This window comes from Bradyrhizobium sp. CCBAU 53340, from assembly GCF_015291645.1.
Lineage (GTDB): Bacteria > Pseudomonadota > Alphaproteobacteria > Rhizobiales > Xanthobacteraceae > Bradyrhizobium.
On sequence record NZ_CP030055.1, the window covers coordinates 682816 to 708768 of the forward strand.

A 25953-nucleotide genomic window follows, 5' to 3' on the forward strand; every position below is an offset into this window, starting at 1 on the left:
GACGCTGATAGTTTTCCCTGACGCACCAACCGTCGGTGGCTATGGGTCCCGGCCTTCGCCGGGACGACGGTGAGATCGAGATGAGCACCACCTCCAACTCCAAGTTCCGCAACAGCAAGGAAGCGCCGACCGAGCCGTTCAAGCGCTCGGTGGCGTCCTGCCTGAAGGCGATCGCCAAGTCGCCCGAGCTCGATGTGAGCTTCGCCGCCGAACGCCCGGGCCTCGCGCCGGGCAAGGCGCGGCTGCCCGAGCCGGCGCGGAAGATGACCAAGCGCGATGCGGCGATCGTGCGCGGCCACGCCGATTCCATCGCGCTTAAGATCGCCTGTCACGATCCCAAGGTTCACCGCAAGCTGATGCCCGGCAATCCGCAGGCGCGTGGCGTATTCGAGGCGGTGGAGCAGGCGAGGGTCGAGGCGATCGGCGCGCGCCGCATGGCGGGCGTTGCCAAGAATCTCACCGCGATGCTCGACGACCATTTCCATCGCGGCAAGTTCGACGAGATCACCGACCGCGCCGATGCGCCGCTCGCCGACGCGCTGGCGATGCTGGTGCGCGAGCGCCTCACCGGCATGGCGCCGCCGGCAGCCGCCAAGAAGATGGTCGATCTCTGGCGTCCCATCCTCGAAGACAAGATCGGCAAGCGGCTCGACCGGCTCGACGGCGTGGTCGAGGACCAGACCAAGTTCGGCGACGCCGTGCATGATTTGCTGACCGCGCTCGAACTCGGCGACGAGCGCAGCGCCGACAGCGAGGACAACGACGACAACGACGAGAACCAGGACGGCGACAACGATCAGTCCGGTGCCGAGGGCTCGCCCGATTCCGACGCCGCGCAGGAGATGAGCGCCGACCAGGCGCAGGCTTCAAGCGAGGAGATGAGCGAGAGCGCGATGGAAAGCGCGCAGGCCTCGACCTCCGACACCTTCGACGACGGCGAGCTCGGCGACGACGAGACGCCGGGCGAGGCGACGCGCCCGAACCAGCACGGCAAGAACGAGCCGCGCGGGCCGGAATATCACGCCTTCGCGCCGAAATTCGACGAGGTCATCGCCGCCGAGGACCTCTGCGACCATGACGAGCTGGAGCGCCTGCGCGCCTATCTCGACAAGCAGCTCGCGCATCTTCAAGGAATCGTCGCCCGCCTCGCCAACCGCCTGCAGCGCCGTCTGATGGCGCAGCAGAACCGCGCCTGGGAGTTCGACCTCGAAGAGGGCATCCTCGATCCCGCGCGCCTGTCGCGCGTCGTCACCGATCCCTATCATCCGCTGTCCTTCATGCACGAGAAGGAGGCGACATTCCGCGACACGGTCGTCACGCTGCTGCTCGACAATTCCGGCTCGATGCGTGGGCGGCCGATTACGGTCGCCGCCACCTGCGCCGACATTCTCGCCCGCACGCTGGAGCGTTGCGGCGTCAAGGTCGAGATCCTCGGCTTCACCACGCGGGCCTGGAAGGGCGGGCAATCGCGCGAGGCGTGGCTTGCCGCCGGCAAGCCGGCCAATCCCGGCCGCCTCAACGATCTGCGCCACATCATCTACAAGTCCGCCGACGCCCCCTGGCGCCGTGCGCGGAAAAACCTTGGCCTGATGATGCGCGAGGGCCTCCTCAAGGAGAACATCGACGGCGAGGCGCTGGACTGGGCGCACAAGCGCCTGCTCGGCCGGCCGGAGCAGCGCAAGATCCTGATGATGATCTCGGACGGCGCGCCGGTCGACGATTCCACGCTGTCGGTCAATCCCGGTAATTATCTCGAGCGGCATCTGCGCCACCTCATCGAGGAGATCGAAACCCGCTCGCCGGTCGAGCTGATCGCGATCGGCATCGGCCATGACGTGACGCGCTATTATCGCCGCGCCGTGACGATCGTGGACGCCGAGGAGCTCGGCGGCGCCATCACCGAGAAGCTCGCTGAACTCTTCAGCGAGACCAACACCGCTCCGTCACAGCCGGCCGGTCGCCCGCGACGCAAATTGCATTCGTGAGCACACATCAATCCCGCCGCTCCTTCTTAGGCCACGCGGCGGCGGGATTTTCCACTCTCGCTCTGTCTCGTTCCGCGCTGGCGCAGGCGACGCCCAAGCCGGCGCAGCCAGATCAAAGGCCGGCGCAGCCTGAGCATACCGTCACCGCGCCGGTCAGCATCGAGGTCAATGCGCGGCAGATTCCGTTCTTCCAGCCGCGCGACCGCACGCGCGAGCGCTTCGGCTCGTTGCAATATCGCAGCGGCCTCGTCCTGACCTCGCCGCATCGCGGCTTCGGCGGCCTCTCAGGTTTCCGCTTCCTCGACGACAAGGGCGAGCGCTTCCTCGCGCTGTCGGATCAGGGCACCTGGTTCACCGGCCGCATCCGCTACAGCGGTGGCAAGATGGCCGGGCTCGACGACGTCGAGGCGGCGCCGATCCTGAACAGCGAGGGACGGCCGATCACGGAAAAGCGGCTCTGGTACGACACCGAGTCGCTCGCGCGCGACGGCTCGCTTCTTTATGTCGGGCTCGAACGCGTCAACCAGATCATGCGCTTCGATTTCGCGCGCGGCGGCACCCGCGCCCGCGGCGAGGTGGTGCCGACGCCGCCAGCGATGCGCAAGCTGCCCTACAACAAGGGGCTGGAAGCGCTGGTGTTCGTGCCGAAGGACATGAAGGGCCAGCCGCTCGCGGGCACACTGATCGCAATGTCGGAAGGCGGTATCGACGCCGACGGCAATCTGATCGGCTTCCTGATCGGCGGCCCCTTGCCGGGCCGGTTCAGCATCAAGCGCACCGACGAGCAGTTCATCAGCGATGCCGTGCTGCTGCCCACGGGCGAGATCTTGATTCTCGAGCGCAAATTCTCCTGGTTCACCGGCATCAACATCCGCATCCGGGCAATCCCGCTCAAATCGATCGCGCCGGGCGCGGTGGTCGATGGCCCCGTATTGTTCGAGGCCGATCTTGGCCACGAGGTCGACAACATGGAAGGCATCGACGCCCATGTCACGGCGGAGGGCGAAACCGTGCTGACCATGGTGTCGGACGATAATTTCTCCATGCTCCAGCGCACCCTGCTGCTGCAATTCACGCTGGTGGAGTAATCCTCCGCTGTCGTCCTGGCGAAAGCCAGGACCCATTACCACACGCGCCAGTTTGGCGAAGATTCGTCGTTCGGTACGCCTGCCGTCCGCAATCGAAAGACCTCGCGGTATGGGTCCTGGCTTTCGCCAGGACGACCGTTGAGATGAACTGATGCCTAGCGACGCGCGACCAAGCATCATGCAACTCCGCCGCGTCATCCTCGCGATCGCCATCACGCTGTCCGCCTTGTCCCAGGCGCACGCCACGGTCGAGCACACCTATGAGAAGGGCGAGTACGGCATCGTCGCGGGCGGCTGGGCGCCGAACAAGCACCTCGCCATCGCCGTGCATGGCGAGGGTGAGGGCGCACATGATAAATTCCACGCTTATCTGATGTCGGAGCCCAGCCATGTCAGGCTGGACGTGCTCGATGATATCAGCCACGAGAACAATCTCGACACCGCGCCCGACGCCTATTACGCCAGCTGGTCGCCGAACTCGCACTATGTCGCGGTCGCCTTCCGCACCGAGCGTCACATCATGACGCTGAACATCTATGCGATCGAGGGCATCCACGCGCGGCTGATCGAAACGCCCGACCTGTTTCGCAAGGCGGTCGGCCGCACCGTCGTGGTCAAGTCCGACGGCGACATGCGCACCTCAGTCGCCACCGTGAAATGGCGTGGACCGCGCAGCTACGATCTCAACGACTACCGTCTGTTCGTCGAGAGCGACAGGACGCTGGCCGACAAGCTCGATGATCTCGGCAGCCTGAGCAAGATGGACGACGGCCGCTACACGATCGAGTTCTCCGCCCACGCCACCATCACGCTCGGGCGCAGCAACCGCAACCACATCGGCAAGCTGCGGCGCGGGGTGTTCGAGCAGTAGCGGCCTTTCCTGTCAGATCGTGCCTCAATCGCTCCCGTCGTCCCGGACAAGCGCGCCTTAAGCGCGCGCAGATCCGGGACCCATACGCCGCAGCAAGAGTTTGACGAAGACTCGGAGTGACCTGTCTTCGCTAAACGCCCCCCTGTGGTTATGGGTCCCCGCCTTCGCGGGGACGACGGCGGAAATTGACGCGCCACCACGCGCCAGCCCTCACCCGCAATGCATCCCCGGCGCGCGGCCATGCTCCCCGCGCACCTCGCAATTTGCCGTCCGCCCACTAAACTTCATGCAATTGCTTCCATTCCTCCATTCGCCGGAATCCCCTGCATGAGCGCCCTGTTTTCTCCGATCAAGCTGCGCGGCCTGACCTTGAAGAACCGCGTGGTGGTGTCGCCGATGTGCCAGTATTCGGCCGAGGACGGCGTGCCCACCGACTGGCATTTCACCCACATCAACAATCTTGCGCTGTCGGGCGCGGCGATGTTCTGCATCGAGGCGACGCATGTCGAGGCGATCGGGCGCATCACGCCGGGCTGTCTCGGGCTCTACAGCGATGCCTCTGAAGCCGCGCTGAAGCAGATCCTCACCTCGGTGCGCAAGCATTCACACACCGCGATCGCGATGCAACTCGCTCATGCCGGCCGCAAGGCCTCCAGCGCGCGGCCCTGGGACGGCGGCCAGCTCATTCCAATAAGCGAAGGCGGCTGGCAGACCGTGGCGCCCTCGGCGATCCCGCACAAGGAGGGCGAGGCCGCGCCGCTGGCGCTGGATCGCGCCGGTTTGACGCGCATCCGCGACGCCTTCGTCGATGCCGCCAGGCGCGCGGAGCGCATCGGCATCGACGCCATCGAGCTGCACGGCGCGCACGGCTATCTGCTGCATGAGTTCCTGTCGCCGCTCTCCAACAGGCGCACCGACGAGTATGGCGGTAGCTTGCAAAACCGCATGCGCTTTCCGCTCGAAGTCTACGACGCCGTGCGCGCGGTGTTTCCGGAACACAAGCCGATCGGCATGCGGGTGTCCTCGACCGACTGGGTCGAGGGCGGCTGGGACCTGGCGCAGACCATCGAATTGGCCAGGGCGTTGAAGGCGCGCGGCATCGATTGGATCGATGCCTCCTCCGGCGGCGTCTCGCCGCTGCAGAAGATCGCGCTCGGCCCCGGCTATCAGGTGCGGTTCGCCGACGCCATCAAGCGCGAGACCGGCCTTCCGACCATGGCGGTGGGCCTGATCACGGAAGCCGCGCAGGCCGAAGAGATCGTGGCATCCGGCAAGGCCGACATGGTCGCGCTCGCCCGCGGCATGCTCTACGACCCCCGCTGGGGCTGGCATGCCGCCGCCGAGCTCGGCGGCGAAGTCGAGGCCCCGCCGCAATACTGGCGCTCGCAGCCGGCGACGCAAAAGGCGCTGTTCGGCAAGACCAGTTTCGGCGCGCGCTAACCCTTCACCTCTTCCCGCTTGCGGGGAGAGGGAGTTAAAGAGCGCCTCACGCATCCGTAACTCCCCCTAGCTTCCAACCGTCGCAAAACGGGCCTAACCTCCGGAAAAGCTCAACGGCGCGCGAGGCTCGCAATGCGGTACCGTGTTCGCAAGACTGCCCATGTGCTGGAACGGATCGGCCTTGCGATGGCGGGCGCCGCCTGCGGGCTGTTCGTCGGCGCCTATGTCGGATCGGCGTTCGCCGTGCTCACCACGCAGGGCTTTCTGTTGCTGATGATGCTGCTCGGCGTGGTCGGCTTTTATCTGGGCATCGACACGCCGCAGCTTCCCTTCGACGAGGCCCACAGCCATATCGACGCCGCGGAGCTGCTCAGCTCCGCCGGCACGCTCTGCGCCACGCTGACCGCGCTCGTCTCCGTCGCCGTCATCGTGCTCCGCCTCGAGCCGCACGACGCGCTGACCTGGCTGGTGTTCGTGGCCTGGATCGCCGGCGTCGCCATGCAGATCGTCGCCGGCGCAAAGGCGCGGATGCGGAAGGTGTGAGGGAGCTGTTGTCAGAGAATGATCGCGCCGCATCATCGGTGCGTTCCCTCCCCCCTTGTGGGGGAGGGCTAGGGAGAGGGGTACCACACGACGAGCTTTCGCGAGTCAAGCGAGGCTTGCTTGCGGCCTGTCGCACGTAGCCAACACCGTTTGCTGGGCTACCCCCCTCCCTGACCCTCCCCCACAAGGGGGGAGGGAACAGAGCGAGCGAACCGCGAACTCTTAAGGCCCTAAAACACCACGCCCACCCGCGTGCCGCGCTTCCAGGCGATGCGGCAGCGCTTCCTGGTGTTGACGTGCAATAGCTCGAAGCGATCGGGGATCTTCACCTGCCCGCCGAGATCGACGCAGGCCCCGCCGGGCGAATAGTCGATCAGCGTGCAGGGAATTACCGGCGCACGCGGGTCGGTGATGATCTTGGCCTGGCGGGACACCAGGCCCGCCGGCTTTACGCGGGCAAATCTGCGCGGATATTGCGGCACGTCTCCTCCACTCCGCTGGTCTTTTTCTTGCGGTCGGATTGCCATTCTGCCGGCGAAGGTGATGCGATCACGCTAAAGCGGGCCTGAGAATTTTAATGAAAAGTAGCGGCGATCGGAGAAAGCGGCGGTATCGGGGTGCCCACCCTCCCCTGGAGGGGTCCGGGACGAGCGTAGCTCGCCCGTGGGTCGGCTCACATTGAGCGTAGCGAAATGTGAGACGGGGTGGGGTGACAGTATCTCTGCGTCTGACAGTGCCCGAGAGGAGAGATCACCCCACCCCGCTCGCGCTTCGCGCGATCGACCCTCCCCCTCCAGGGGAGGGTAAGAGGAGCTCACCCCGTGACGATCTCCCCCGCCATCTCGCCCGCCACCTCGCCCGGCGGCACCGGCATCGGCACCGTCACGTAATCCTTCGGCATGTTCACCGGCCGATAGTCCGGCTCCACCGCCATGCGCTTGAGCACGCTTTCATGCACATGAGCGCCTTCGGGGATGACGCGCGGCTCGCAATCGGGGATGTAGAAACCCGCCACCACCTTTCTATCAGGCCATTCCTTGTACTTTGCGCTCTTCGGCAGGAATTCCAGCACGCGCCAGAGTGCATTCATCGAATCGTGCAGGCGCCCCGCCTTGCCGGTATAGGCGGGCTCGACGTATTTGAACGGCGAGTTCTTGCGCTGGACGCCCCAGGCGAGCTGCTTCACCGTGCTGGGGTTGAAGTTCAGCCCCGCCTTGGTCGCCTCCTCGATCATCCAGATCAGCGGATATTTCGACTCCGCGCTTTCCACCTCCGGATAGCCGCCGCCGACGTCGCAATGCACGCCGGCGAACCACACCTGCAGGATGTCCTGCGCCTCCTTCTTGTGATCGGGCACGAAGCGGTTGCTCCAGTACTCCTGCGGCTCCTCATACTCTTTCAGGCGGAACATGCAGCGCCGCTCGTCGATCGCGATCGCCTGGCGGAAGATCTGGACGCTGGGATTGCGCAGCGTGAAGGCCAGCTCTTCCAGGCTCGGCACGTAGAAGAAGCGGTCGCGCCGCGGCACGATCACGCTCGCCACCGTGTCCCAGACGCCGATGAAGTGGATGGTCGGCCAGCGCGACGAGGTGATGCGGGCGAACTGCGCGGCGAGGTCGAAAATGTCCTTCGGCACCGGCCCGTCCTCGTCGAAGCCGCCGTCCTTGAGATCCTCGATGTCGTTGCCGCGCCCGAGCCCGGAATATTGCTTGTAGGCGACAAGGCCGCTCCCAGCGAGGTTCGCCTGCTCCGGCGAGATCAGTCCGACCTTCTGGATCAGCCCCGCCAGCACGCGAACCGTGTAGGCCCCGCGCGAAAAACCGAACAGATAGATCTTGTCGCCGGGCGCATAATGCTCGACCAGGAAGCAATAGGCCGCCAGCACGTTGTCATCGAGCCCGTAGCCGGTGGCGAGCCCCAGCACCAGCTTGATGTTGGACTTCCACCTGTTCCAGGTCGACGGCTCCGTCACCGTGCCGACCCCAGGATCGTAAAACACCATCTGCCGCGGCTGCGTCTTCTCGGTCTTGCGCAGACAGCGATAGAGCTTCAGGACGTTGGAGATGTTCTCCGAAATCTCGTTGCCGGTGCCGTCGCAGCAGATGACGAGGTTTTTCGGGTCGGGTTTGGCTGAGTGCTCCACGGGATGCGCCTCCGGGTGATGCTACCGGGGCGAGTATAGCAAACAAGCGCGACGGCGAGGAGACGGCGGTCTTCTTACCCTCCCCTGGAGGGGGAGGGTCGATCGCGCGCAGCGCGAGCGGGGTGGGGTGATCTCTCCACACGGGCAGTGCTTCCGTGGAGAGACTGTCACCCCACCCCGTCTCACATTCCGCTAGCGCTGCATGTGAGCCGACCCACGGGCGAGCTACGCTCGTCCGGGACCCCTCCAGGGGAGGGTAAGCGCGCGATGCCGCCTCTACTTCTTCTTCCCCGGCCCGAAATCCGGCTGCCACGCCGCGTCCTTGCGGCTTGGTGCCGCCGCGATCACCTTGGCTTTTTCCTTCTTCGGCTTCTTGGCTTCACGATTGCTGCGCTGCTGTCCCTTGGCCATGATTTCGTCTCCTCCAAAAGGTTTCGAATGAACTTGGCTCGACCGATGGCAACATGCATCCCGCGCGGCGCGCGGGCGCATATGAGACGTACGCCTGCATCCCGCCAATAGCGAGAACTAAAACGCCGCGTGCGACGCGGTGACGATAGCGCTGGCTATTGCCGCGCAAGAAGCGCATGGTCGTGATCGCCGGCGTCGGTTTGGGGCCGCTCTCGCAGCAAGGCAGGCGTGCATGACCATCCGGTCGCGGCGGGAAACCGTCACGTTCAGGCATCCGTTCCGCATCCACGGCATCGAGCGCATGCTGCCGGCGGGCGCCTATCAGGTGATCGCCGACGAGGAGACGATCGACGCCGAGACCTTCTCGGCCTGGCGCCGTGTCGGCACGTCGATCATCGTGCCCGTGGAAGGTGTGCTCGGCTCGGTGGAGATGTTGTCGATCCGCGCGATCGATCTTGCGGACGCGATGGCGTCCGACGCTGGAATCGCCAATGACTGACCAGCCCGTCGATCTCGACAAGCATCGCGGCATGGCCGCGCAGAAGGCCACCGATTTGCGCCGCACGCTGGCCGAGGTCGAGAACCATGTCCGTGAGCTGCGCGAGCGCGAGGCCGATCTCGAACACCGCATGATGACGGTGCCATCAGCCTCCTGGCTGGAGGCCGCGGTGAAGGCGCGCTACCTCCTCAACCTCTACGCCGCAAGCCTGCCTGCCGAGGACACCCGCCACCGCGCCCTGGTCACCGCGCTGCTCGACGATTTCGCGAGACTGGGCGGGGATAGCTGAGCGATGGCGCGCGGGCGCATCCCGCGGTGCTCCGAGCGCGGAAAGCAGGTGCACCCGAAAACAGGTGCGTGCATTTGAGAACAGGTGCGCGAATTGAAAACAGGTGTCGTCCTGGCGAACGCCAGGACCCATAGCCACCGAGCTGAGTTGTTGTGGGTGCCAGTAGCCATAGCGTGCTTGAACAATAGTCGACCGGGGTAATCGCGACGAGCGCAGGGCGCTCGCGCGGAGGTCCTGGCGTTCGCCAGGACGACGTCGCGCAATCATCGCGTCGCAAAGCAACCGTAACAGGAGTCCCCCATGCCCCTCACCAGCGGCCGCTTCATCGGCCACGAACAGGACCGCGGCATCGTCCAGTTCTCGATGCAGGACGGGCCGAAGGAAATCCCCTGCGCGATCTCGACCTCCGCCATGGACGATCTCGAACGCGGCCCGCAAACCCGCCCCGACCAGCGCGAAGCCCAGTTCACCCGCCTGCGCGACCGCATCGAAACCCGCGCCGCCAGCAAGTACCGCGCCTGCGAATTCGAAGGCACCCCGCCGGGCATCGTGCTGCGGAGCATTGATTTTCGGGGGTAGGGGGCGGGCCGCTTACGAGGCTGCGAATGCTTCGTGATAAAGCCCGTAGCCGGTGGCGAGCCCCAGCACCAGCTTGATGTTGGCCTTCCACCTGTTCCAGGTCGACGGCTCCGTCACCGTGCCGACCCCGGTATCGCAGGACACCATCCGCCGTGGCTGCGTCTTCTCGGTTTTGCGCAAGGACCGATAGAGCTTCAGGACGTTGGAGATGTTCTCCGAAATCTCGTTGCCGGTGCCGTCACAGCAGACGACGAGGTTTTTTGGGGTGGGGTTGGCCGAGTGCTCCACGGGATGCGCCTCCGGGTGATGCTACCGGGGCGAGTATAGCGGGAAATAGGCAGCAAGTAAGCGCTGCATGCGTTCGCGACCCACATAGCCTCGGCCTTAAATCGACATTTGAACAGTCGGATTCCGACAAACCTCTGCGTTGATTCCAATGTCTGTCGCTGCCCCACAGAGTCTGATGCCGATGCATAGAGGCGGTGGACAATCGTAGATTGCAGTGGCATTAGCGGTGAGGATTGCTAATCAATTTACGTGAGCAAGGAGGCTGTGGGATGGCGATAACATCCGTTTCAGCAGAAAATATTTCTAAGGCGATGGATCGTTTCGACGGAGAACTCCGGGCTACTCCGGTTTGGGCGGGCTGGGAGACTAATCAGGCGCACAGATATGGTATAGAGCACGACGGTAAGCTCTACCCAGTTAAGCAGATCATTTCGATGGCTACCGGGACCCCTTCGGCAAACTTCGGCGGTGGGACCGAGGCTAACAATTACTTGCAGACCCGCGGCTTCAAGGTTGTTCCGCTTCGGGGGGCGGACGCGTCGGGAGTATTTCTTCTCAACGGTGAGGATTCGCTTCTTCCATTGCTGCCTGCCTCTTTTGCTAAGGAAGACGACTTCCAGCGACTGCTGTCCAAATTTCCGCAGCTTCTTGTCGGTGACCAAGTTGACCCACAGAACCCGCGCCGATGGATCTTGGTGGGAAGGGAGCTCTCAATTTCCACTGGTGAGGCTGGAGCTTCGCTCTGGTCGATCGATCACGTATTTCTAGACCAGGATGGCATCCCCACTCTAGTAGAGCTTAAACGGCAAAGTGATAGCCGAATTAGGCGTGAAGTCGTGGGACAGATGTTGGACTATGCAGCGAGCTGCGTCACATACTGGTCCGTCGATACACTCTGGTCAGCACTTGATAGGACCCGCAAAGAAGCTGGACAAACCGTGGAGGCTGCGCTCAACGAACTGCTAGGACCGGAAGGCGACGCCGACGAGTTCTGGCAACGAGTGAAAACGAACCTCCAAGCGAAACGTATCCGGCTGTTGTTTGTGGCCGATTTTATTCCCTTCGAACTCAGGCGAATCGTCGAGTTCCTGAATGAGCAGATGGATGCGGTTGAGGTATTGGCGATCGAACTTAGGCAGTTCGAAAGTGATGAACTCAAGGTGTTAGTACCGCGGGTGTACGGTCAAACCCAAGAGACCGCGACCAAGCGAGGCAGCATCGGTCCACGCTGGGATGAGGGCCGCCTGTTTGACAAGCTCGAGGCGACCGTCGGCGCTAAAGAAATGCAGATTGCAAAGCAAATCTACGAGTGGATGCGAAAGGGTGGGACACGAAACATTATCTTCGGTACCGGTAAAGAGAATGGCTCCGTCTATCCCTCCTTCAAGCCTGGCGGAGTGACCATCAATCCTGTGTACCTTTCGTCTGACGGCAAGGTCTACATTCAGTTTGGCTCATTAGAGAATAAGCCCGTCTTCGGGCCGATTGAAAAACGTCGGGAGTTGATGCGACGTCTGAATGAAATCGAGAACGTTCGCCTAACTGACGCCGATTTGACGAAATATCCGAATGTTCCCCTTAGTATTATCGGAGATGATCCGCTCGGCTCGACGAAGATCATCGCTGCGCTTACCTGGATGGAAGAACAGGTTCAACAATTTTCGGGCTGAATGCGGAGCTGACGACGACTCCGACACCTCAAGGCATCGCGTGGCTAGGCTTTGAACTCGTAGCCGGTGGCGAGCCCAGCACCAGCTTGATGTTGGCTTTCCACCTGTTCCAGGTCGATAGCTCCGTCACGGTGCCGACCCCGGGATCGTAAAACACCATCTGCCGCGGCTGCGTCTTCTCGGTCTTGCGCAGGCAGCGATAGAGCTTCAGGACGTTGGAGATGTTCTCCGAAATCTCGTTGCCGGTGCCGTCACAGCAGATGACGAGGTTTTTAGGGTCGCGGTTGGCCGAGTGCTCCACGGGATGCGCCTCCGGGTGATGCTACCGAGGCGAGTATAGCGGAAAATGGTCCTCAAGTGAGCCAAAATAGCTCTCGTCGAACGTGACGGTGCGGTTGGTATTGTCTTTCACGCTAAATCTCTTGCATGATAGCTTGCGACTTCAAAGCTAATCATCTCGCACTTTAAGAGCCGACCGATGAATGAGCTGTCTCCAGAAGCAAGCAAATTCATTACGAAGCTGTACGACGCGCGAGGTGCAACGCTATTAGCGTTTGCCCAGGTCGAATGGTTTTTAGCCAAGCTGATAGTCGAGGCTGCCAGTTTCGAGCAATATCAAGCCTTGGATCTGTCTTTCTCGCACGACGCTGGCAAGCGAGCGGAGAGGTTGAAAACGATCTTGAATGTCGATGGTCCTTTTAGCCCCTACGCAGATGAGCTACGAACGGAGATCGGCCAAGTCATGAGCTATGAGGAGCTACGCAACTTCTCAGCTCATGGGATGCTTATTCGGCCTGATCCGAATGACACGTCGCTATCATCCCCAATTCATCTTCGTATGTTCCAAATGTTCAAAGGTGGTCAGTTAGTCGAACTAAAGAAAGATACGACTCTCAAGGCATACACGGACGACCAAGAGGCCTTAGCTGCCGCCGCCAATAGATTCATGACGACCGTCAAGGCAATCTGGAAAGACTTGAATTTAAAGGAGTTGGAGGCAAGTTAGGCCGTCCGCCGGAGTATTCATCTTGGCAGAGATCACTCATCTCACAATCGTCGACTCGAAGTGATTACGAAGCCATAGTCTCTGCGGCACCCGTATCATCAGGGTCCTTGCCGAGTATTTTCCGCCGGACCTCGGCGACAATGATTTTCGGAATGTCCATTCCGTCGAATTGATCATTATGCTCTTCGATCCATTTTCTTGCTTGATCTCGATCGAGATTATCCAAAGCGATCTTTTCATGAATCTCTACGGCAGCCATCCGAGAAAGCCCAAGTTCTATCAATGATACGAGAGTCTCAGTAGAAACCCCGAATTCCAAGGCGAGGCCTACGTCCATTTCATTTGAAATCAAATCGCTTCGCCCGATTTCGTGCAAGTGAAGCTTCAGCACCTCCATGTATGCGGAGATATATTTGGGCGCTCTAAATCGAGCGGTCTGCTCGATCAGCTCCATAGTATTTCGAATTAGTTTAGGCAGTTGAAATGGCCGTTTATGCCTCTGGTGATAAGCTATTCGTGCTCTGATGATAGCCGAGAGGGAATAACCCTTGAGCCACTCAAGTACGACGAGGGCGTGTAGCGGAACTAGAGTCGGGGGCTGAAAAGCGGGATATAGATGATCGTTGATGATCCCCATAATCTTGGTCATTCGGTCGTAAGAATCTTTGCTCTCGGGCGGCGCAGGCAGAAGGTCCTCCACGTCATGTGAGGAGGATCTGAAATAGTTCAGTAATTTCTGCATCCCAACAGAGGAGACGCCCGAATGACGGCCCGCTATCGTTGCAGAAAGGGACAAATTTGAAGCGAGATGAGCGAGCAGGCTATCAACAACAGCTATAAACGCTTGATCGTGACGCTTTGTGAACGGGGCGCCTAGAATGGACCCTTCTCGAAGGCGCAGCGCAAGCAGATAAGCACAGACCTGTTCGAGTTGAGAAAATTCGCTCAGATCGCTCGCGCTCCGATCCCATCGTGAGCTGATAAAGTCCAAGAGTTGCTGACCCGAGCGAAATACGTTGTCCGTTTCGCGTTCAATTGGATATCGCCGGCGCTCTGGGACGCCGTCGGGCCAAGCGATGAGGTCGTCGGGATCGACGCAAACTATGTTTCCCTGAAACTCGTTTCCCCAGCGCCCTGCTCTTCCTGCTAGGTTCCAAAAATCGTGCGCCTCCATCGGCTTCCCTACACCCTTGCGTGGTCCACGAACGACAATGGTTCGACACGATAGATTGACGCCTTCGATCAGGGTGGACGTGCAAACGAGAAATCGTATCTTTCCTTTGCGAAATAGTCTTTCGATCTCTTCGCGGAGCAAGGACGGCATATTGCCATAGTGAAACGCGACGCCCTTCCGCGCCAGAGGAGCGAGTTGGTACGATTCATGAACCCCGCGTCGTGCCAGGTCGGCTAAGGCGAGCAATTCTGAATCGTTCTCGTTTGGCGGCCCGTCAATCAATTGGCTTAATAAAAGGGCGATTTCTTCGGCCTCAGCTGCTCCATTTGCGTAAACGAGCGTGCCCCCTTTCGAGCCGATGGAGGCTGCAATCAGCGCAAGCTTCTTTCGAAGGGATGTAGGGCGGGCTTGTAATGTGATTGAGCCAATTTGGAGATGCGCATCCTTCGATTGCCGCAGTTCGAGAGACCATTCCGTAGTTCTTCTTGGGCGCTGCGTCGCCAAAATTACGTTCTGAAGAACAGTTGGAACGTCACTGTCGACGGCTTCTTTTTTTGTACTGGCCGGCGCGTCTTCGAGTAGAGCCTCTGGATTTTGTGTAGCTGGACTAATAAATACTATCTTGATGTTGGCGTTGCTTCGGCTGGCACGCTCTAGCGCATCTTGCAACACGACGCCGCGCAAGCGGTCGCCTACTTTATGTGCTTCATCTGCTACGAGGAGATCTATTCTTACGTCGTCATTGAGGGCGTTTGCTAAGAGATGTAGTCGCTCTTGAGTTAGAACATAGATGAGTTTCTTGCTGGCTTTCGCCGCGTCGGCGTACTTGGTAGCGAGAGGGAGTGAGGTAACATCGACGTCACCAATGGACATGCGCTTGATCAACAAGTTCAGATTGTCATCGATCTCGCTGACCAGCGCGCGTGTGGGTGCTAGATAGACCGCGACGCTGGCGCCTCCGGTCTTCATCTCGTCAATGAGCCATTGCAGGACTAGGAATGTTTTTCCTGATGCTGTCGGAGCAGAAACAGATACCCAGCTCTGCGGGGTGCGCGCCCGATTCCAAAAATTCTGCTGGAAGGGATTGACTTGGAGCCATTCCCCCGAGTGTTCAATCAAAATGGAGTTGTTAAGTTCTCGAGTAAAAGCCTCAAGCCTGGCCGAAGCACCAAGTCGCCCATTTAGATCGGGCTCCACGAGGTGCCGTTGAAGTGCGAGTCTTGCGGCTTGGTAGTTTGATAACTTTTGGAGAAGGATGACACCGGCATCATGCACTTCCGTTGTGTTTGGTAGGCTCACCGCGGCGGTAGCAATTCTGAGAGCTGCCTCAATGAATGTCCTGTCTGCGGATCGAGCGAGTAAGCTTCCAGCCAGGAGAAGGCGCTCCCAATCCAGATGCTCCAGTCTAGCCGACAGGCCGACCTCTGGCGGCAATCCGGTTAACTCGGATGCAACTGTAGCTTTTGTTACAATTTCCAAATCCTCTCGGATCGCTTCCGACAGGAGCCACTGTTGCAGCTCGGGCGGCTTCATTACTTCTTACCCAATGCACTAAGGAAGGCATCTCTGAAGGCGGAGGCAGACGGCATAGGCACGCAGAGAAACTCAATCTCAAAGTTTGCGAGCTTCTCCTTGGAAATTCGATTTCCGATTTGCTTGCTCCATTTTGTGAGAGCTGCTTTGGCGGACGCGGCAATCTCATCCGCGGCAACGGCGGTATCTTCGTTTGGATAGAAGTCGGCGTCGAAGCCCACCAACGCGACTCCGCAATACTGAACGCGGTTCGAGAGGGGGGATGTTTTGTCGAAGTACCGACGAAATGCTCGGGTCAAAGCCTCGTCGTTGAGGTCCGCTTTATCGCTTAGAAGTAGGAGGTCGCGCTCGCGCCCAGCATGTTCTACGTCAGGCTCCAAGAGAAATGGAGACAAGCTGTTGAGGCAGTCTCTTATGGCTTCGGAGGCGTCGCCATAAATTTTGGACTCGCCCCAATATAGCTTGATCACGCCCTCGGGCGTTACACGAGCGTAAACTCCGTCGGCGCCGTGATAGTGCATAGAAGTATCTGTCTTAAGATCCATCTTGCACAGTACTTGGGGCATCTTGAGGAAGCGTTCAGACAGCAGATAGAGCAGCATCTCGCCGCCTTCCCCTGTTTGTGCGAGATGAGTAAATAGGTTGAGCGCCTCGTGATAGAGATGGATTACGGCTCCTGACGAATGGTACTTGGAATCGCGCGCTCGGGCGGCTTGCATCTTATTTTTGGGAATGGCGTAATCGGCGAGCATCGCCCGCATGAATTCTGCCAGCCTCCCAATCTTAATTCGGCCATTGGCGTCCACCGTGAGGCAATGGCAGTGCAATTTGACTTTGCAGTCTTGAAGCGTGACGTCTCGCTCAACGAGGCGCAAATGAACGTCTAATTCGTCCGGATCACCGGCGAGAATTTCCTGCAGTAGTTCCGGTGTAAGGTCGGTCAGCCGTTCGCCCCCCAGCGAATATGTTTGTCACAAACATAGCGGAACGGAATGCGAGCGGACAACTGTTATGCAACTACCAATAGGTCTAACAAAAACGGCCGGATCTTTCGATCCGGCCGCAACGCAAAACGCTACTGGCTAAGCCTACGCCACGCGACGCAACTTAGCCCCCGCCCAACTCAAAAAATCTTAGCTGGCCTTCTTGGCCGGCGCGGTGTCGCCGACCTTCTTCTCGATGGCGCGCTTCAGCTCGACGACGCGGGGCGACAGGGTGTCGGCCTTGGCCTTGAGCAGATAGGCATCGAGGCCGCCATTGTGGTCGACGCTCTTCACCGCGTTGGTGGAGACGCGCAGGCGCACGTTGCGGCCCAGCGCTTCCGAGATGAAGGTCACGTTGACCAGGTTCGGCAGGAAGCGGCGCTTGGTCTTGATGTTGGAGTGGCTGACCTTGTGGCCGACGAGGGGGCCCTTGGCCGTCAGTTCGCAGCGGCGAGACATGGCATAATCCTTAACTCTGAACCCCCAATGATTGCGGCCGCCATTCGGGGCGCCACGGGGGCAAATTCTCTGTCCTTGCAGGGAGCGGGCGGACGTATAGGGGGAGTGGGGCGGGTAGTCAAGGATTTGGGGCGGGGATCGTGCTCCGGAATAGATGTCATCGCCCGCGAAGGCGGGCGATCCAGTATTCCAGAGGCCGGCGTTTGAGAGCCTGATCTTACCACATCCGCCCCGGCGTACTGGATGCCCCGGTCAAGCCGGGGCATGACAGCGGAGCAAGCGGGGGTATGACAGCGGGATGGGTGGGGAGAGGTATCGGAGCCCGGAGCGAGGCCGCGGGCCAATCACCAAAACGGCAATGTTTAAAACGCCTTACCATCACATAAAGGGCGCAATCGCCACTGATGAGTCCAGTGAGTTCCGAGCCTTGGCCGCCTTTATGCATTGCTTACGGCCGCAACAGGCTTAAGTAACAACCGCTCGCTTCCCGATTGGATCGTCTCGTGCACACGTCCCCCCTCATTCCGCCCCGGCCGCGCGCGGCCGGCCGGCTGGCGCTGGCCGCTTTTGGTGGCCTGCTGCTGGTGTGGGCGGCGGAGCCGGCGGCGGCGCAGGGCAAGCTCGAGGCGCAGTATGAGGCGAGCCTGGCCGGCATTCCGGTCGGCCGCGGCGCCTGGAACATCGATATCCAGGACGACGTGTTCTCGGCCGCGGCCTCCGGCGGCACCACCGGCATCCTGAAATCCTTCGCGGGCGGGTCCGGCACCGGCGCCAGCCAAGGGCGCATCGTCAATGGCGCGCTGGTCGCTTCGGCTTACCAGGCCTCCACCACCACCTCGAAGAAGACCGAAGAGATCCACATCACCCTCGACAAGGGCAATGTGAAGGAGTTCGGCATCATTCCCGAGCCACCGGTCGATCCTGATCGCATCGTCGTCACCGAGGCGCATCGCCGCGGCGTGTTCGATCCGATGACGGCCTCGCTGGTGCGGGTGCCTGGAAACGGCGATCCCTTGTCGCCCGAGGCCTGCCACGGCTCAGCGCCCGTGTTCGACGGCCGCATGCGCTACGAACTCAAGCTCGATTTCAAGCGCATGGAGACCGTGAAGGCGGAGAAGGGGTACAAGGGCCCGGTCGTGGTCTGCGCGCTCTATTTCGTGCCCGTCGCCGGCTACATCCCCGACCGCCCCGTGATCAAATACCTCGCCGCCCAGCGCAACATCGAGATCGCGTTCGCGCCGGTCGCGGGCACGCGCATCCTGGTTCCCTTCTGGCTCAAGGTTCCGACGCCGCTGGGCCCGGCGATGCTGGAAGCCACCAGCTTCATCACCACCGCCCAGCCGCCGCGCGTGGCGAAGACGCAGTAGGGCCCGGGGCCACGGAGGCCACGCCCTTCTCTGCCAGACCGTCACCCTGAGGTGGCCGCCCCTTCGGCGGCCCTCGAAGGGCGACAGCCCGCCTGTTCCCGCGAGCGCAACCCAGCCGCCACATCCGGGCCGTGCACCCTTCGAGGCTCCCGGTACGGTGCTTCGCACCGCGCCACTCGCACCTCAGGATGACGGATGGGCGAGATTCGGCTGGAAACCGGTGCCTCTCAGCGACATCAATGACTTACCTACTGTGCATGGGGTTGTTTTCAGGTCATGGCGCAAGGCGCCGCCATTCCCGGAATCCATTTGACTCCCCGGCGATTCTGATTCGACTCCGCGCCGTCCCCAATTTTAAGGAACACGCCACCAAATCGTCGCTTGTACGACGTCACAAAACTTCATCTAGTGCGCACGCAAAACGAGTCCCACGACACCTTGCGTGAACGTAACAGGACTCAACAGGGAGTCAGCGATTCGGCCGCGATTCGTTCTAGAGTCGTTCCGAAGCTTAAGAGATGCGGGAAAAGCGTCGCAAATTGAGACAGTTGCGCGAGGTTTGGGGAAGCGTCACCGCGTCCTCCGTTGTCATGCCCCGGCTTGACCGGGGCATCCAGTACGCCGAGGCCTCTCGGCTCAGCCACGGACGCCTCGGCGTACTAGATCGCCCGGTCAAGCCGGGCGATGACAGTTGTGCGTGTGGTGAGCGCTCGGCATGCCATTGCCCCCATCAGGCCCTGACAATCGCCTCATTAGCCATTACCTAATCACCTAGACATGGCCTTTCCTCCTTCCCCCTTTGCTTCCGAGCGCGCGCCGGGTAGCGGCGTCACTGCGGTGCTCGGGCCGACCAACACCGGCAAGACCCATCTCGCCATCGAACGGATGCTCGCGCATTCCTCAGGGCTGATCGGCCTGCCGCTGCGCCTGCTCGCGCGCGAGGTCTATAACAAGATCGTCGCGCGCGTCGGCCCTGAAGCGGTCGCGCTGGTGACGGGCGAGGAGAAGATCAAGCCGAAGTCGCCGCGCTATTGGGTGTCGACCGTCGAGGCGATGCCGCGCGACCTCGATGTCTCCTTCCTCGCCGTCGACGAGATCCAGATCGCCTCCGACCTCGAGCGCGGCCACGTCTTCACCGACCGCATCCTCAACCGTCGCGGCCGCGACGAGACGTTGCTGCTAGGCGCCGCCACGATGCGCCCGATCATCGAGCGGCTGTTGCCGGGCGTGTCCATGATCACGCGTCCCCGCCTGTCTAGCCTCGAATTCGCCGGCGACCGCAAGATCACGCGCCAGCCGCGCCGCACCGCGATCGTCGCGTTCTCGGCCGACGAGGTCTACGCCATCGCCGAGCTGATTCGCCGCCAGCATGGCGGCGCGGCCGTGGTGCTGGGCTCGCTCTCGCCCCGCACGCGCAATGCGCAGGTCGAGATGTTCCAGAACGGCGACGTCGATTATCTCGTCGCCACCGACGCCGTCGGCATGGGCCTCAATCTCGACGTCGACCACGTCGCCTTTGCGTCCGACCGCAAGTTCGACGGCTATCAGTTCCGCCGCCTGACGCCGGCCGAGTTCGCGCAAGTCGCGGGCCGCGCCGGCCGCGCCACGCGCAACGGCACGTTCGGCACCACGGGCCGCTGCGCCCCCTTCGAGCCCGAGCTCGTGAACGCGCTGCAGAACCACATCTTCGATCCCGTGAAGATGCTGCAATGGCGCAATTCGAAGCTGGATTTCTCCTCCCTCGGTGCGCTCCAGGTCTCGCTGAACCTGGCCCCCGGCCACGACACCTTGACGCGGGCGCCGATCGCCGAAGACATGCGCGTGCTCGACCACGCCGCCCGCGACGTCGAGGTGCGCGATATCGCGCATGGCAAGGCCGCGGTGGAACGGCTGTGGGAGGCTTGCCAGGTCCCCGATTACCGAAAGCTGTCGCCGGCGGCCCATGCCGAGCTGGTGACGACGCTCTACGGCTTCCTGATGCGGAAGGGTTGCATCCCCGATGCCTGGTTTGCCGCCCAGGTCGACCAGTCCGACCGTATCGACGGCGACATCGACACGCTGTCGGCCCGGATCGCACAGATCCGCACCTGGACCTTCGTCGCCAACCGCCCGGACTGGCTGAAAGACCCCGATCGCTGGCAGGGGATCACGCGGGAGGTCGAAAATAAATTGTCGGATGCGCTCCACGAACGCTTGACTGAGCGTTTCGTTGATCGCCGGACCAGTGTATTGATGCGCCGCCTGCGGGAGAACACGAGCTTGAATACGGAAATCGGCAAGACCGGCGAAGTCATCGTCGAAGGCCATGTCATCGGCCGCCTCGACGGCTTCACCTTTGCACCGGATGCGGCGGAAGCCGGCTCCGATGCGAAAGCCTTGCAGGCTGCCGCGCAAGCGGTGCTCGCCGGCGAGATCAACGCGCGCGCCGAAAAACTGGGCAACGCGCCGGACGATCAGTTCGTGCTGACCTCGGAAGGCACCATCCGCTGGACCGGCGATGCCGTGGCGCGGCTGTCCGCCGCAGAGGATGCGCTGCATCCGCGCATTCGCATCATCTCGGACGAGCGCCTGACGGGCGGCCCGCGCGAGAAGGTGCAGGCGCGGCTCGACCTCTGGCTCAAGACGCATATCGAGAAGCTGCTCGGGCCGATGTTCGAGCTGTCGAAGGCCGAGGACGTCACCGGCATTGCCCGCGGCATCGCCTATCAGCTGGTCGAGGCGCTCGGCGTGCTCGAGCGTCCGAAGATCGCGAGCGAGCTGAAGGATCTCGACCAGCCCTCGCGCGCGACCTTGCGCAAATACGGCGTGCGCTTCGGCGCCTATCACATCTATTTCCCCGGCATCCTGAAGCCCGCCGCGCGCGCGCTCGCCGCGCTGTTGTGGGCGCTGAAGCAGGACAATGTCGATCTGTCGGCACTGTCGGGCGCGCAGCATCTGGCCTCATCCGGCCGCACCTCGTTCCCGGTCGACAAGAGCCTGCCGCGCGATGCCTATCGCGTGCTCGGCTACAAGCAGGCCGGCGAGCGCGCCGTGCGCGTCGACATCCTGGAGCGCCTCGCCGATCTGATCCGTCCGGCGCTGGCCTGGCGCGAGAATTCGCCGGGCGAAAAGCCGGCCGGCGCGTTCGATGGCCGCGGCTTCGTGGTGACGCAGGCGATGACGTCGCTCACCGGCTCGGCCGGCGAAGATTTTGCCTCGGTGCTGCGTGCGCTCGGCTATCGCATGGAGAAGCGTGCGCCGCTGCCGCCGAAGCCGGTGGCTGTTGCTGAGACGCCGGCTGCGGAAGCGTCCGCCGAGACGCCCGCGGCCGAAGAGGCCGCAGCGCCCGCGGACGCCGCAATCGAAGCCGTCACCGTCGAAGACGCGCCCGGCATGGAGCAGCCCGATCAGGCAGCGCCCGAAGAGCCTGCGCTCGAAGCCTTGCCTGAAGCGCCGGTCACGCCGGAAGACGCGCCTGGTATCGCGCCGCCGGCCGAAGAAGCTGCTGCGCCCGTCGAGGCTGCTCTTGAAGCCGCTGCTGCCGAAATCGCCGCAGTGGAAGCCGCTGCATCGCCGGATGCTGCCGCGCCCGTCGAAGCCGCGCCGACTGAAGTTACTGCCGCGCCTGCAGAGCCCGAGCTCGTCGAAGTCTGGCGCCCCGGCGGCCGTCACGAGGACCGCAAGCCTCGCCACGAGCGTCATCGTCATCAGCGTCACCACAATCAGCGGCCGCAGGCCGGTGCTGAAGCTGGCGCTACATCCGGTGTAGCGAGCGCCGCGCCCGGCGAAGCCGCCGAAGGCGCGAAGCCGGGTCATCGTCACGGCGGTGGTCATCGCCGCGACCGCGATGCCGGTCGGGATTTCCGCAAGCCGCGCGAAGGCGGCGAGGGCGGTGAGCGCCGCGACGATCGCAATCGCAGCTTCCAAGGTAGAGAACAGGGCAAGGACCGCGACAAGGATCGCGATCGCAACCGCGACAACAAGAAGTTCGGCGGCGATCGTGACCATCGCGGCCGCGATCGCGACAAGGGTCGCGATCGCAGGGATCGCGAGTCCGGTCCGTCGCTGCGTCCCTACGCATCCAGCGCGAATCCGCGCGAGCGCGATCGTCCGGCGGACCCGAACTCGCCGTTCGCAAAGCTCGCCGCGCTGAAAGAGCAACTCGCCGGTCGGAAGGAGTGATCCCACGACCACCGAGCGGCAGCGTTTGGATAAATGGCTGTGGCACGCGCGGGTGGTGAAGGCGCGCACCTCGGCGGCTGAGCTGGTGGAGTCCGGCCACGTCCGTATCAACGGCACCCGCGAAAAATCGCCGGGCCATGCGATCAAGATTGGTGATGTCATCACCGTCGCACTCGATCGTACCGTGCGCGTGCTGAAGGTCACCGGGTTCAACGAGCGCCGCGGCGATGCCGCCTCGGCCCGCGTGCTCTTTGAGGAGCTCGGCGACGTAAAGCGCAATTAATTGCGCTTGGTATTCATTTCTTGGTCGATCAAACGCACAAAGCCGTCATGATCGGGCCTCCCCGACCTTGCGGCGCCGGGCCATCCGCGCTAGGCAAGCCGCGACTTTTAAAAGAGCTTTTCGGAGCGTTGGATGACTTACGTCGTCACTGAAAACTGCATCAAGTGCAAGTACACCGACTGCGTCGAGGTCTGCCCGGTCGATTGTTTCTACGAGGGTGAGAACATGCTGGTCATCCACCCGGATGAGTGCATCGATTGTGGCGTGTGTGAGCCGGAATGCCCTGCCGATGCCATCAAGCCGGACACGGAACCGGGCCTGGAAAAGTGGCTCGAGGTCAATGCCGAATACGCCAAGAGCTGGCCGAACATCACCCAGAAGAAAGAATCACCTGAGGACGCGAAGGAATTCGACGGGATGGAAGGCAAGTTCGCGAAATATTTTTCTCCGAACCCCGGCTCCGGCGACTAATCCGCGCCCAAACTTAACCCTAATACCGTCGTCGCCGCTGAAAACCAGCCCTCAAGACCCCTAAATCATTGATTTTTGCGGGAAATGTGCTATATTGAGCACATTAAGCCGAACCCCGTCAGCCCCGTTGGCCCTTCTGGGTTCCCGTGAAACCAAATGTCGAACAGGGGCGTGGCAGTTTCCGCGCGCAGGCTGTGTCACAGAAAACGCGTAAAAAGAGTACTTCAGCGAGGGCTTCCCATAAGGAGGCCAAAAAAGTCGCCGCGGCCAGCCGTAGCGCATCCAAGGGTCGGACCGCGACTAAGGGGCCGGCTGCAAAGTCCTCGAAGAACAAAAGAAGCGCAATGCCTAACAAGACTGCCAAACCGGCCGCGAAAGCGACCGTTGCCAAGCCTGCTGCTGCAAAGCCCGCTGCTGTTAAGGCTCACGCTGCCAAGCCCGTTGCTCCGAAGGCTCCCGTTGCTGCCGCCCCTGCCAAGGCCCCCGTTGCCGCTGCCAAGCCGGCTGTGAAGCCCGCTGCTGCGCCGAAGGTCGAGGAAAAGAAGGTCGTGACCCAGCGCCAGGGCTTCAAGGCCAACGAATTCGTCGTCTATCCCGCTCACGGCGTCGGCCAGATCCTGGCCATCGAGGAGCAGGAGATCGCCGGCGCGAAGCTCGAGCTGTTCGTCATCAACTTCATCAAGGACAAGATGACGCTGCGCGTTCCGACCGCCAAGGTCGCCAATGTCGGCATGCGCAAGCTGTCCGAGCCGGCGCTGGTCAAGAAGGCGCTCGAGACGCTCAAGGGCCGCGCCCGCGTCAAGCGCACCATGTGGTCGCGCCGTGCCCAGGAATACGAAGCGAAGATCAACTCGGGCGACATCGTCGCGATCGCGGAAGTCGTGCGCGACCTCTATCGCTCGGAGTCGCAGCCGGAGCAGTCCTACTCCGAACGCCAGCTCTATGAAGCGGCGCTCGATCGCCTGTCCCGCGAGATCGCGGTGGTCCAGCACTCGACCGAGACCGAAGCGGTCAAGGAGATCGAGGCCCAGCTCGCCAAGAGCCCGCGTCGCGCCAATGCCAAGGCGGAAGCCGCCGATGGCGAAGCCGAGACGGACGCCGACAGCGATACCGACGATACCGATGGCGACGACACCACCGTCGCCGACGAGGCCGCGTAAGCGTCTCGCCGCGTTGAACGCAACAGATCAAAAGCCCGGCCGTTGGCCGGGCTTTTTGTTTGGGCGCGTGATCCAACGGTGGCCGAGCCTCGCCTTGGTCACGCGCACGGCTGGGTCCAGATCGCGATCGGCCGCTCGAGCCCGCGGATCGCTTGGGGCTCGCGGGCGATCAACGATGCAAATGCTTCGGCTGTGCTACCGAGCTCCAGTTTGGCGCGACTGACGAGATCGTCGCTTGCTACCAGCGCGCAGTCGAGCGTGCGCGTCAGCCCCTCCAGTCGGCTTGCGGCATTGACGGTCGCACCGATCACGGCGAATTCCAGACAGGTGCGCCCGATATCGCCGAGCACCACCGGTCCGTAATGCAGGCCGAAGCTGACGCGCATCGGCGGCTCACCGGATGCCGTTCGCTGCGCGCTCCACCGGTCCGCTGCCGCGATCATGGCCTGGGCACAGCGCAACGCGTTGCTGGCGTCGCGCGGGCCTGAGAAGGGCGTGCCGAATGTCGCCATCAATCCATCGCCGAGATATTTGTCCAGCGTGCCCTCGTGACGGAAAACCTCCTGCTCCATCAATCCGTGAAATTCGCGCAACGTCCGCACCACTTCGTCCGGAGAGCGCACATCGGCAAAGGCGGTGAAGCCGACGATGTCCACGAACAGCACCGCGATGTCCTGGGTGCGCACCTGCTTCAACGGCTCGTCGTGCTTCGATAATTCCGTGACGACATTGGGTGAGAAGTAGCGCGCGAGGTTGCCGCGCTCCCGCTCCACCGCGGCGTGTCTGATCAATAGATCATTGCTGCGGCGAACCGCGAGCGCCAGCGTTATGGCCACGATCAGGAAGACGACGATTTCCTGGATGCGGAGGCCGAAGCCGATCGCAGTGGGTGAGATCAGCGCGAGCAGCCTGTGATCGCTGCTGACCGCCTCTGCAATGCGGGCGGTCAGCGCGGGATCGCGATCAGGTTGCCACCACACCCAGGCCACGCCGATCGCCCAGAGCGCTGCCGTCCATGTTCCGACCGCGACCACGGTTCGCCAGGAATAGGCCAGCGTGGCGCCCGCGAGCAGCACGAAGAAGTAGATGAAGTTGCCGAAATGGTATTGCATCGCCACCGGCCAGTGCGTCGTCCCGAAGGGGTTCGGGACGACAATGACGAATGTGAGCAGCGCCAGATCGCAGAACAGAAGCGCCAATTCCGATCGCGAGACGCCGACCCGTCCGACCCTGACCTGAGCCCAGCCGATCAGTGCGAACAGGGTGAGCAACGCCACGTAATAGAGCTGGTCCCATGCCGGGTTGATGGCAAGCAGCAGGCAGGCGATGACGGCCAGCGCGACATAGCGCGCCCGTACGGCAAGTTGCAGGCCCTCCCGCTTGCCGGCCTCGAGCGCTACCTGCGCAAACTGAACGGTTTCGGTATCACGCTGGCTGCGCGTACGCGACAGCGCGGCGGACGAGCCGAGGCGCTCGACGAGCATTGTCACGGGGCGGTCTCCTCGCTTGGGCCGTTGCAGCACGGCGGCCGTCAGCCACCGCATCGGGCA

The 25953-nt window shown here is 62.2% G+C and carries 22 protein-coding genes and 2 pseudogenes; 15 read left to right on the forward strand and 9 right to left on the reverse strand.

The window, feature by feature from the left end; translation table 11 throughout:
- Nucleotides 1–80: 80 nt before the first annotated feature.
- From cobT to XH89_RS03175, 5 genes are all read left to right on the forward strand, one after another.
- Nucleotides 81–1985 carry a cobaltochelatase subunit CobT gene (gene cobT / locus XH89_RS03155; RefSeq protein WP_194465688.1) on the forward strand — a complete coding sequence of 635 codons (1905 nt, stop codon included), beginning with the start codon at nucleotides 81–83 and terminating at the stop codon, nucleotides 1983–1985.
- Nucleotides 1982–3073: an esterase-like activity of phytase family protein gene (locus XH89_RS03160; RefSeq protein WP_194465689.1), complete on the forward strand. Its 1092-nt coding sequence runs from the start codon at nucleotides 1982–1984 to the stop codon at nucleotides 3071–3073. Before cobT ends, XH89_RS03160 begins: the two co-directional genes overlap by 4 nt.
- A 178-nt stretch (nucleotides 3074–3251) precedes the next feature.
- Complete coding sequence (locus XH89_RS03165) at nucleotides 3252–3944, forward strand: hypothetical protein (RefSeq protein WP_194465690.1); 693 nt, start codon at nucleotides 3252–3254, stop codon at nucleotides 3942–3944.
- 327 nt (nucleotides 3945–4271) lie between these two features.
- Nucleotides 4272–5384 carry an NADH:flavin oxidoreductase/NADH oxidase gene (locus XH89_RS03170; protein WP_194465691.1) on the forward strand — a complete coding sequence of 371 codons (1113 nt, stop codon included), beginning with the start codon at nucleotides 4272–4274 and terminating at the stop codon, nucleotides 5382–5384.
- Between the two features lie 132 nt (nucleotides 5385–5516).
- Complete coding sequence (locus XH89_RS03175; protein ID WP_194465692.1) at nucleotides 5517–5927, forward strand: hypothetical protein; 411 nt, start codon at nucleotides 5517–5519, stop codon at nucleotides 5925–5927.
- Between the two features lie 230 nt (nucleotides 5928–6157).
- Here the strand turns inward: XH89_RS03175 and XH89_RS03180 are convergent, their stop codons facing one another.
- From XH89_RS03180 to XH89_RS41810, 3 genes are all read right to left on the reverse strand, one after another.
- The gene (locus XH89_RS03180) at nucleotides 6158–6454 is read right to left on the reverse strand and encodes a PilZ domain-containing protein (RefSeq protein ID WP_194465693.1); all 297 of its coding nucleotides are present in this window, start codon (nucleotides 6452–6454) and stop codon (nucleotides 6158–6160) included.
- Nucleotides 6455–6741: 287 nt separating this feature from the next.
- On the reverse strand, nucleotides 6742–8070 hold the full coding sequence (locus tag XH89_RS03185) for a DUF2235 domain-containing protein (RefSeq protein ID WP_194465694.1): 1329 nt from the start codon (nucleotides 8068–8070) through the stop codon (nucleotides 6742–6744).
- 276 nt (nucleotides 8071–8346) lie between these two features.
- The gene (locus XH89_RS41810; protein ID WP_256440043.1) at nucleotides 8347–8481 is read right to left on the reverse strand and encodes a hypothetical protein; all 135 of its coding nucleotides are present in this window, start codon (nucleotides 8479–8481) and stop codon (nucleotides 8347–8349) included.
- A 232-nt stretch (nucleotides 8482–8713) separates the two neighbouring features.
- On the opposite strand from XH89_RS41810, the gene XH89_RS03190 reads away from it, so the two are divergent.
- The 3 genes from XH89_RS03190 to XH89_RS03200 all read left to right on the forward strand — a co-directional run bounded on the left by XH89_RS03190 (nucleotide 8714) and on the right by XH89_RS03200 (nucleotide 9848).
- Entirely contained in the window at nucleotides 8714–8980 is a 267-nt protein-coding gene (locus tag XH89_RS03190) for a hypothetical protein (RefSeq protein WP_194465695.1), read from the forward strand.
- On the forward strand, nucleotides 8973–9269 hold the full coding sequence (locus XH89_RS03195; protein ID WP_194465696.1) for a hypothetical protein: 297 nt from the start codon (nucleotides 8973–8975) through the stop codon (nucleotides 9267–9269). Before XH89_RS03190 ends, XH89_RS03195 begins: the two co-directional genes overlap by 8 nt.
- Before the next feature lie 300 nt (nucleotides 9270–9569).
- Nucleotides 9570–9848 (forward strand): DUF1488 family protein, encoded by a 279-nt coding sequence (locus tag XH89_RS03200; protein ID WP_194465697.1) that lies wholly within the window; start codon nucleotides 9570–9572, stop codon nucleotides 9846–9848.
- A gap of 18 nt (nucleotides 9849–9866) precedes the next feature.
- Here the strand turns inward: XH89_RS03200 and XH89_RS03205 are convergent.
- Nucleotides 9867–10136 (reverse strand): annotated as a pseudogene (locus XH89_RS03205) (DUF2235 domain-containing protein); the annotation flags it as partial.
- Between the two features lie 269 nt (nucleotides 10137–10405).
- On the opposite strand from XH89_RS03205, the gene XH89_RS03210 reads away from it, so the two are divergent.
- Nucleotides 10406–11806: a hypothetical protein gene (locus XH89_RS03210; protein WP_194465698.1), complete on the forward strand. Its 1401-nt coding sequence runs from the start codon at nucleotides 10406–10408 to the stop codon at nucleotides 11804–11806.
- 73 nt (nucleotides 11807–11879) lie between these two features.
- Here XH89_RS03210 and XH89_RS03215 read toward each other — a convergent pair.
- Nucleotides 11880–12107, reverse strand: a pseudogene (locus XH89_RS03215) (DUF2235 domain-containing protein); the annotation flags it as partial.
- Nucleotides 12108–12284: 177 nt separating this feature from the next.
- Between XH89_RS03215 and XH89_RS03220 the strand changes: the two are divergent.
- Entirely contained in the window at nucleotides 12285–12812 is a 528-nt protein-coding gene (locus XH89_RS03220; protein ID WP_194465699.1) for a hypothetical protein, read from the forward strand.
- A gap of 64 nt (nucleotides 12813–12876) precedes the next feature.
- Here the strand turns inward: XH89_RS03220 and XH89_RS03225 are convergent, their stop codons facing one another.
- From XH89_RS03225 to rpmB, 3 genes are all read right to left on the reverse strand, one after another.
- Nucleotides 12877–15519, reverse strand: coding sequence for a DEAD/DEAH box helicase (locus tag XH89_RS03225; protein WP_194465700.1), 2643 nt, complete (start codon nucleotides 15517–15519; stop codon nucleotides 12877–12879).
- Nucleotides 15519–16280, reverse strand: a complete 762-nt coding sequence (locus XH89_RS03230) for a DUF1837 domain-containing protein (RefSeq protein WP_246767724.1) — start codon at nucleotides 16278–16280, stop codon at nucleotides 15519–15521. The genes XH89_RS03225 and XH89_RS03230 overlap by 1 nt, the downstream gene beginning before the upstream one ends.
- A 372-nt stretch (nucleotides 16281–16652) precedes the next feature.
- Nucleotides 16653–16961, reverse strand: coding sequence for a 50S ribosomal protein L28 (gene rpmB, locus XH89_RS03235; RefSeq protein ID WP_194465701.1), 309 nt, complete (start codon nucleotides 16959–16961; stop codon nucleotides 16653–16655).
- Between the two features lie 557 nt (nucleotides 16962–17518).
- Here rpmB and XH89_RS03240 point away from each other — a divergent pair.
- The 5 genes from XH89_RS03240 to XH89_RS03260 all read left to right on the forward strand — a co-directional run bounded on the left by XH89_RS03240 (nucleotide 17519) and on the right by XH89_RS03260 (nucleotide 24403).
- Nucleotides 17519–18328 carry a DUF3108 domain-containing protein gene (locus XH89_RS03240; RefSeq protein WP_194468353.1) on the forward strand — a complete coding sequence of 270 codons (810 nt, stop codon included), beginning with the start codon at nucleotides 17519–17521 and terminating at the stop codon, nucleotides 18326–18328.
- A gap of 777 nt (nucleotides 18329–19105) precedes the next feature.
- Nucleotides 19106–22489, forward strand: coding sequence for a helicase-related protein (locus XH89_RS03245; RefSeq protein WP_194465702.1), 3384 nt, complete (start codon nucleotides 19106–19108; stop codon nucleotides 22487–22489).
- A 52-nt stretch (nucleotides 22490–22541) separates the two neighbouring features.
- Nucleotides 22542–22772: a S4 domain-containing protein gene (locus XH89_RS03250; protein WP_246767929.1), complete on the forward strand. Its 231-nt coding sequence runs from the start codon at nucleotides 22542–22544 to the stop codon at nucleotides 22770–22772.
- A gap of 132 nt (nucleotides 22773–22904) precedes the next feature.
- Nucleotides 22905–23243: a ferredoxin FdxA gene (gene fdxA, locus XH89_RS03255; protein ID WP_194465704.1), complete on the forward strand. Its 339-nt coding sequence runs from the start codon at nucleotides 22905–22907 to the stop codon at nucleotides 23241–23243.
- Nucleotides 23244–23587: 344 nt separating this feature from the next.
- Nucleotides 23588–24403 (forward strand): CarD family transcriptional regulator, encoded by an 816-nt coding sequence (locus XH89_RS03260; protein ID WP_194465705.1) that lies wholly within the window; start codon nucleotides 23588–23590, stop codon nucleotides 24401–24403.
- A 98-nt stretch (nucleotides 24404–24501) separates the two neighbouring features.
- Here the strand turns inward: XH89_RS03260 and XH89_RS03265 are convergent, their stop codons facing one another.
- The gene (locus tag XH89_RS03265) at nucleotides 24502–25887 is read right to left on the reverse strand and encodes an adenylate/guanylate cyclase domain-containing protein (RefSeq protein ID WP_246767930.1); all 1386 of its coding nucleotides are present in this window, start codon (nucleotides 25885–25887) and stop codon (nucleotides 24502–24504) included.
- Nucleotides 25888–25953 lie beyond the last annotated feature (66 nt).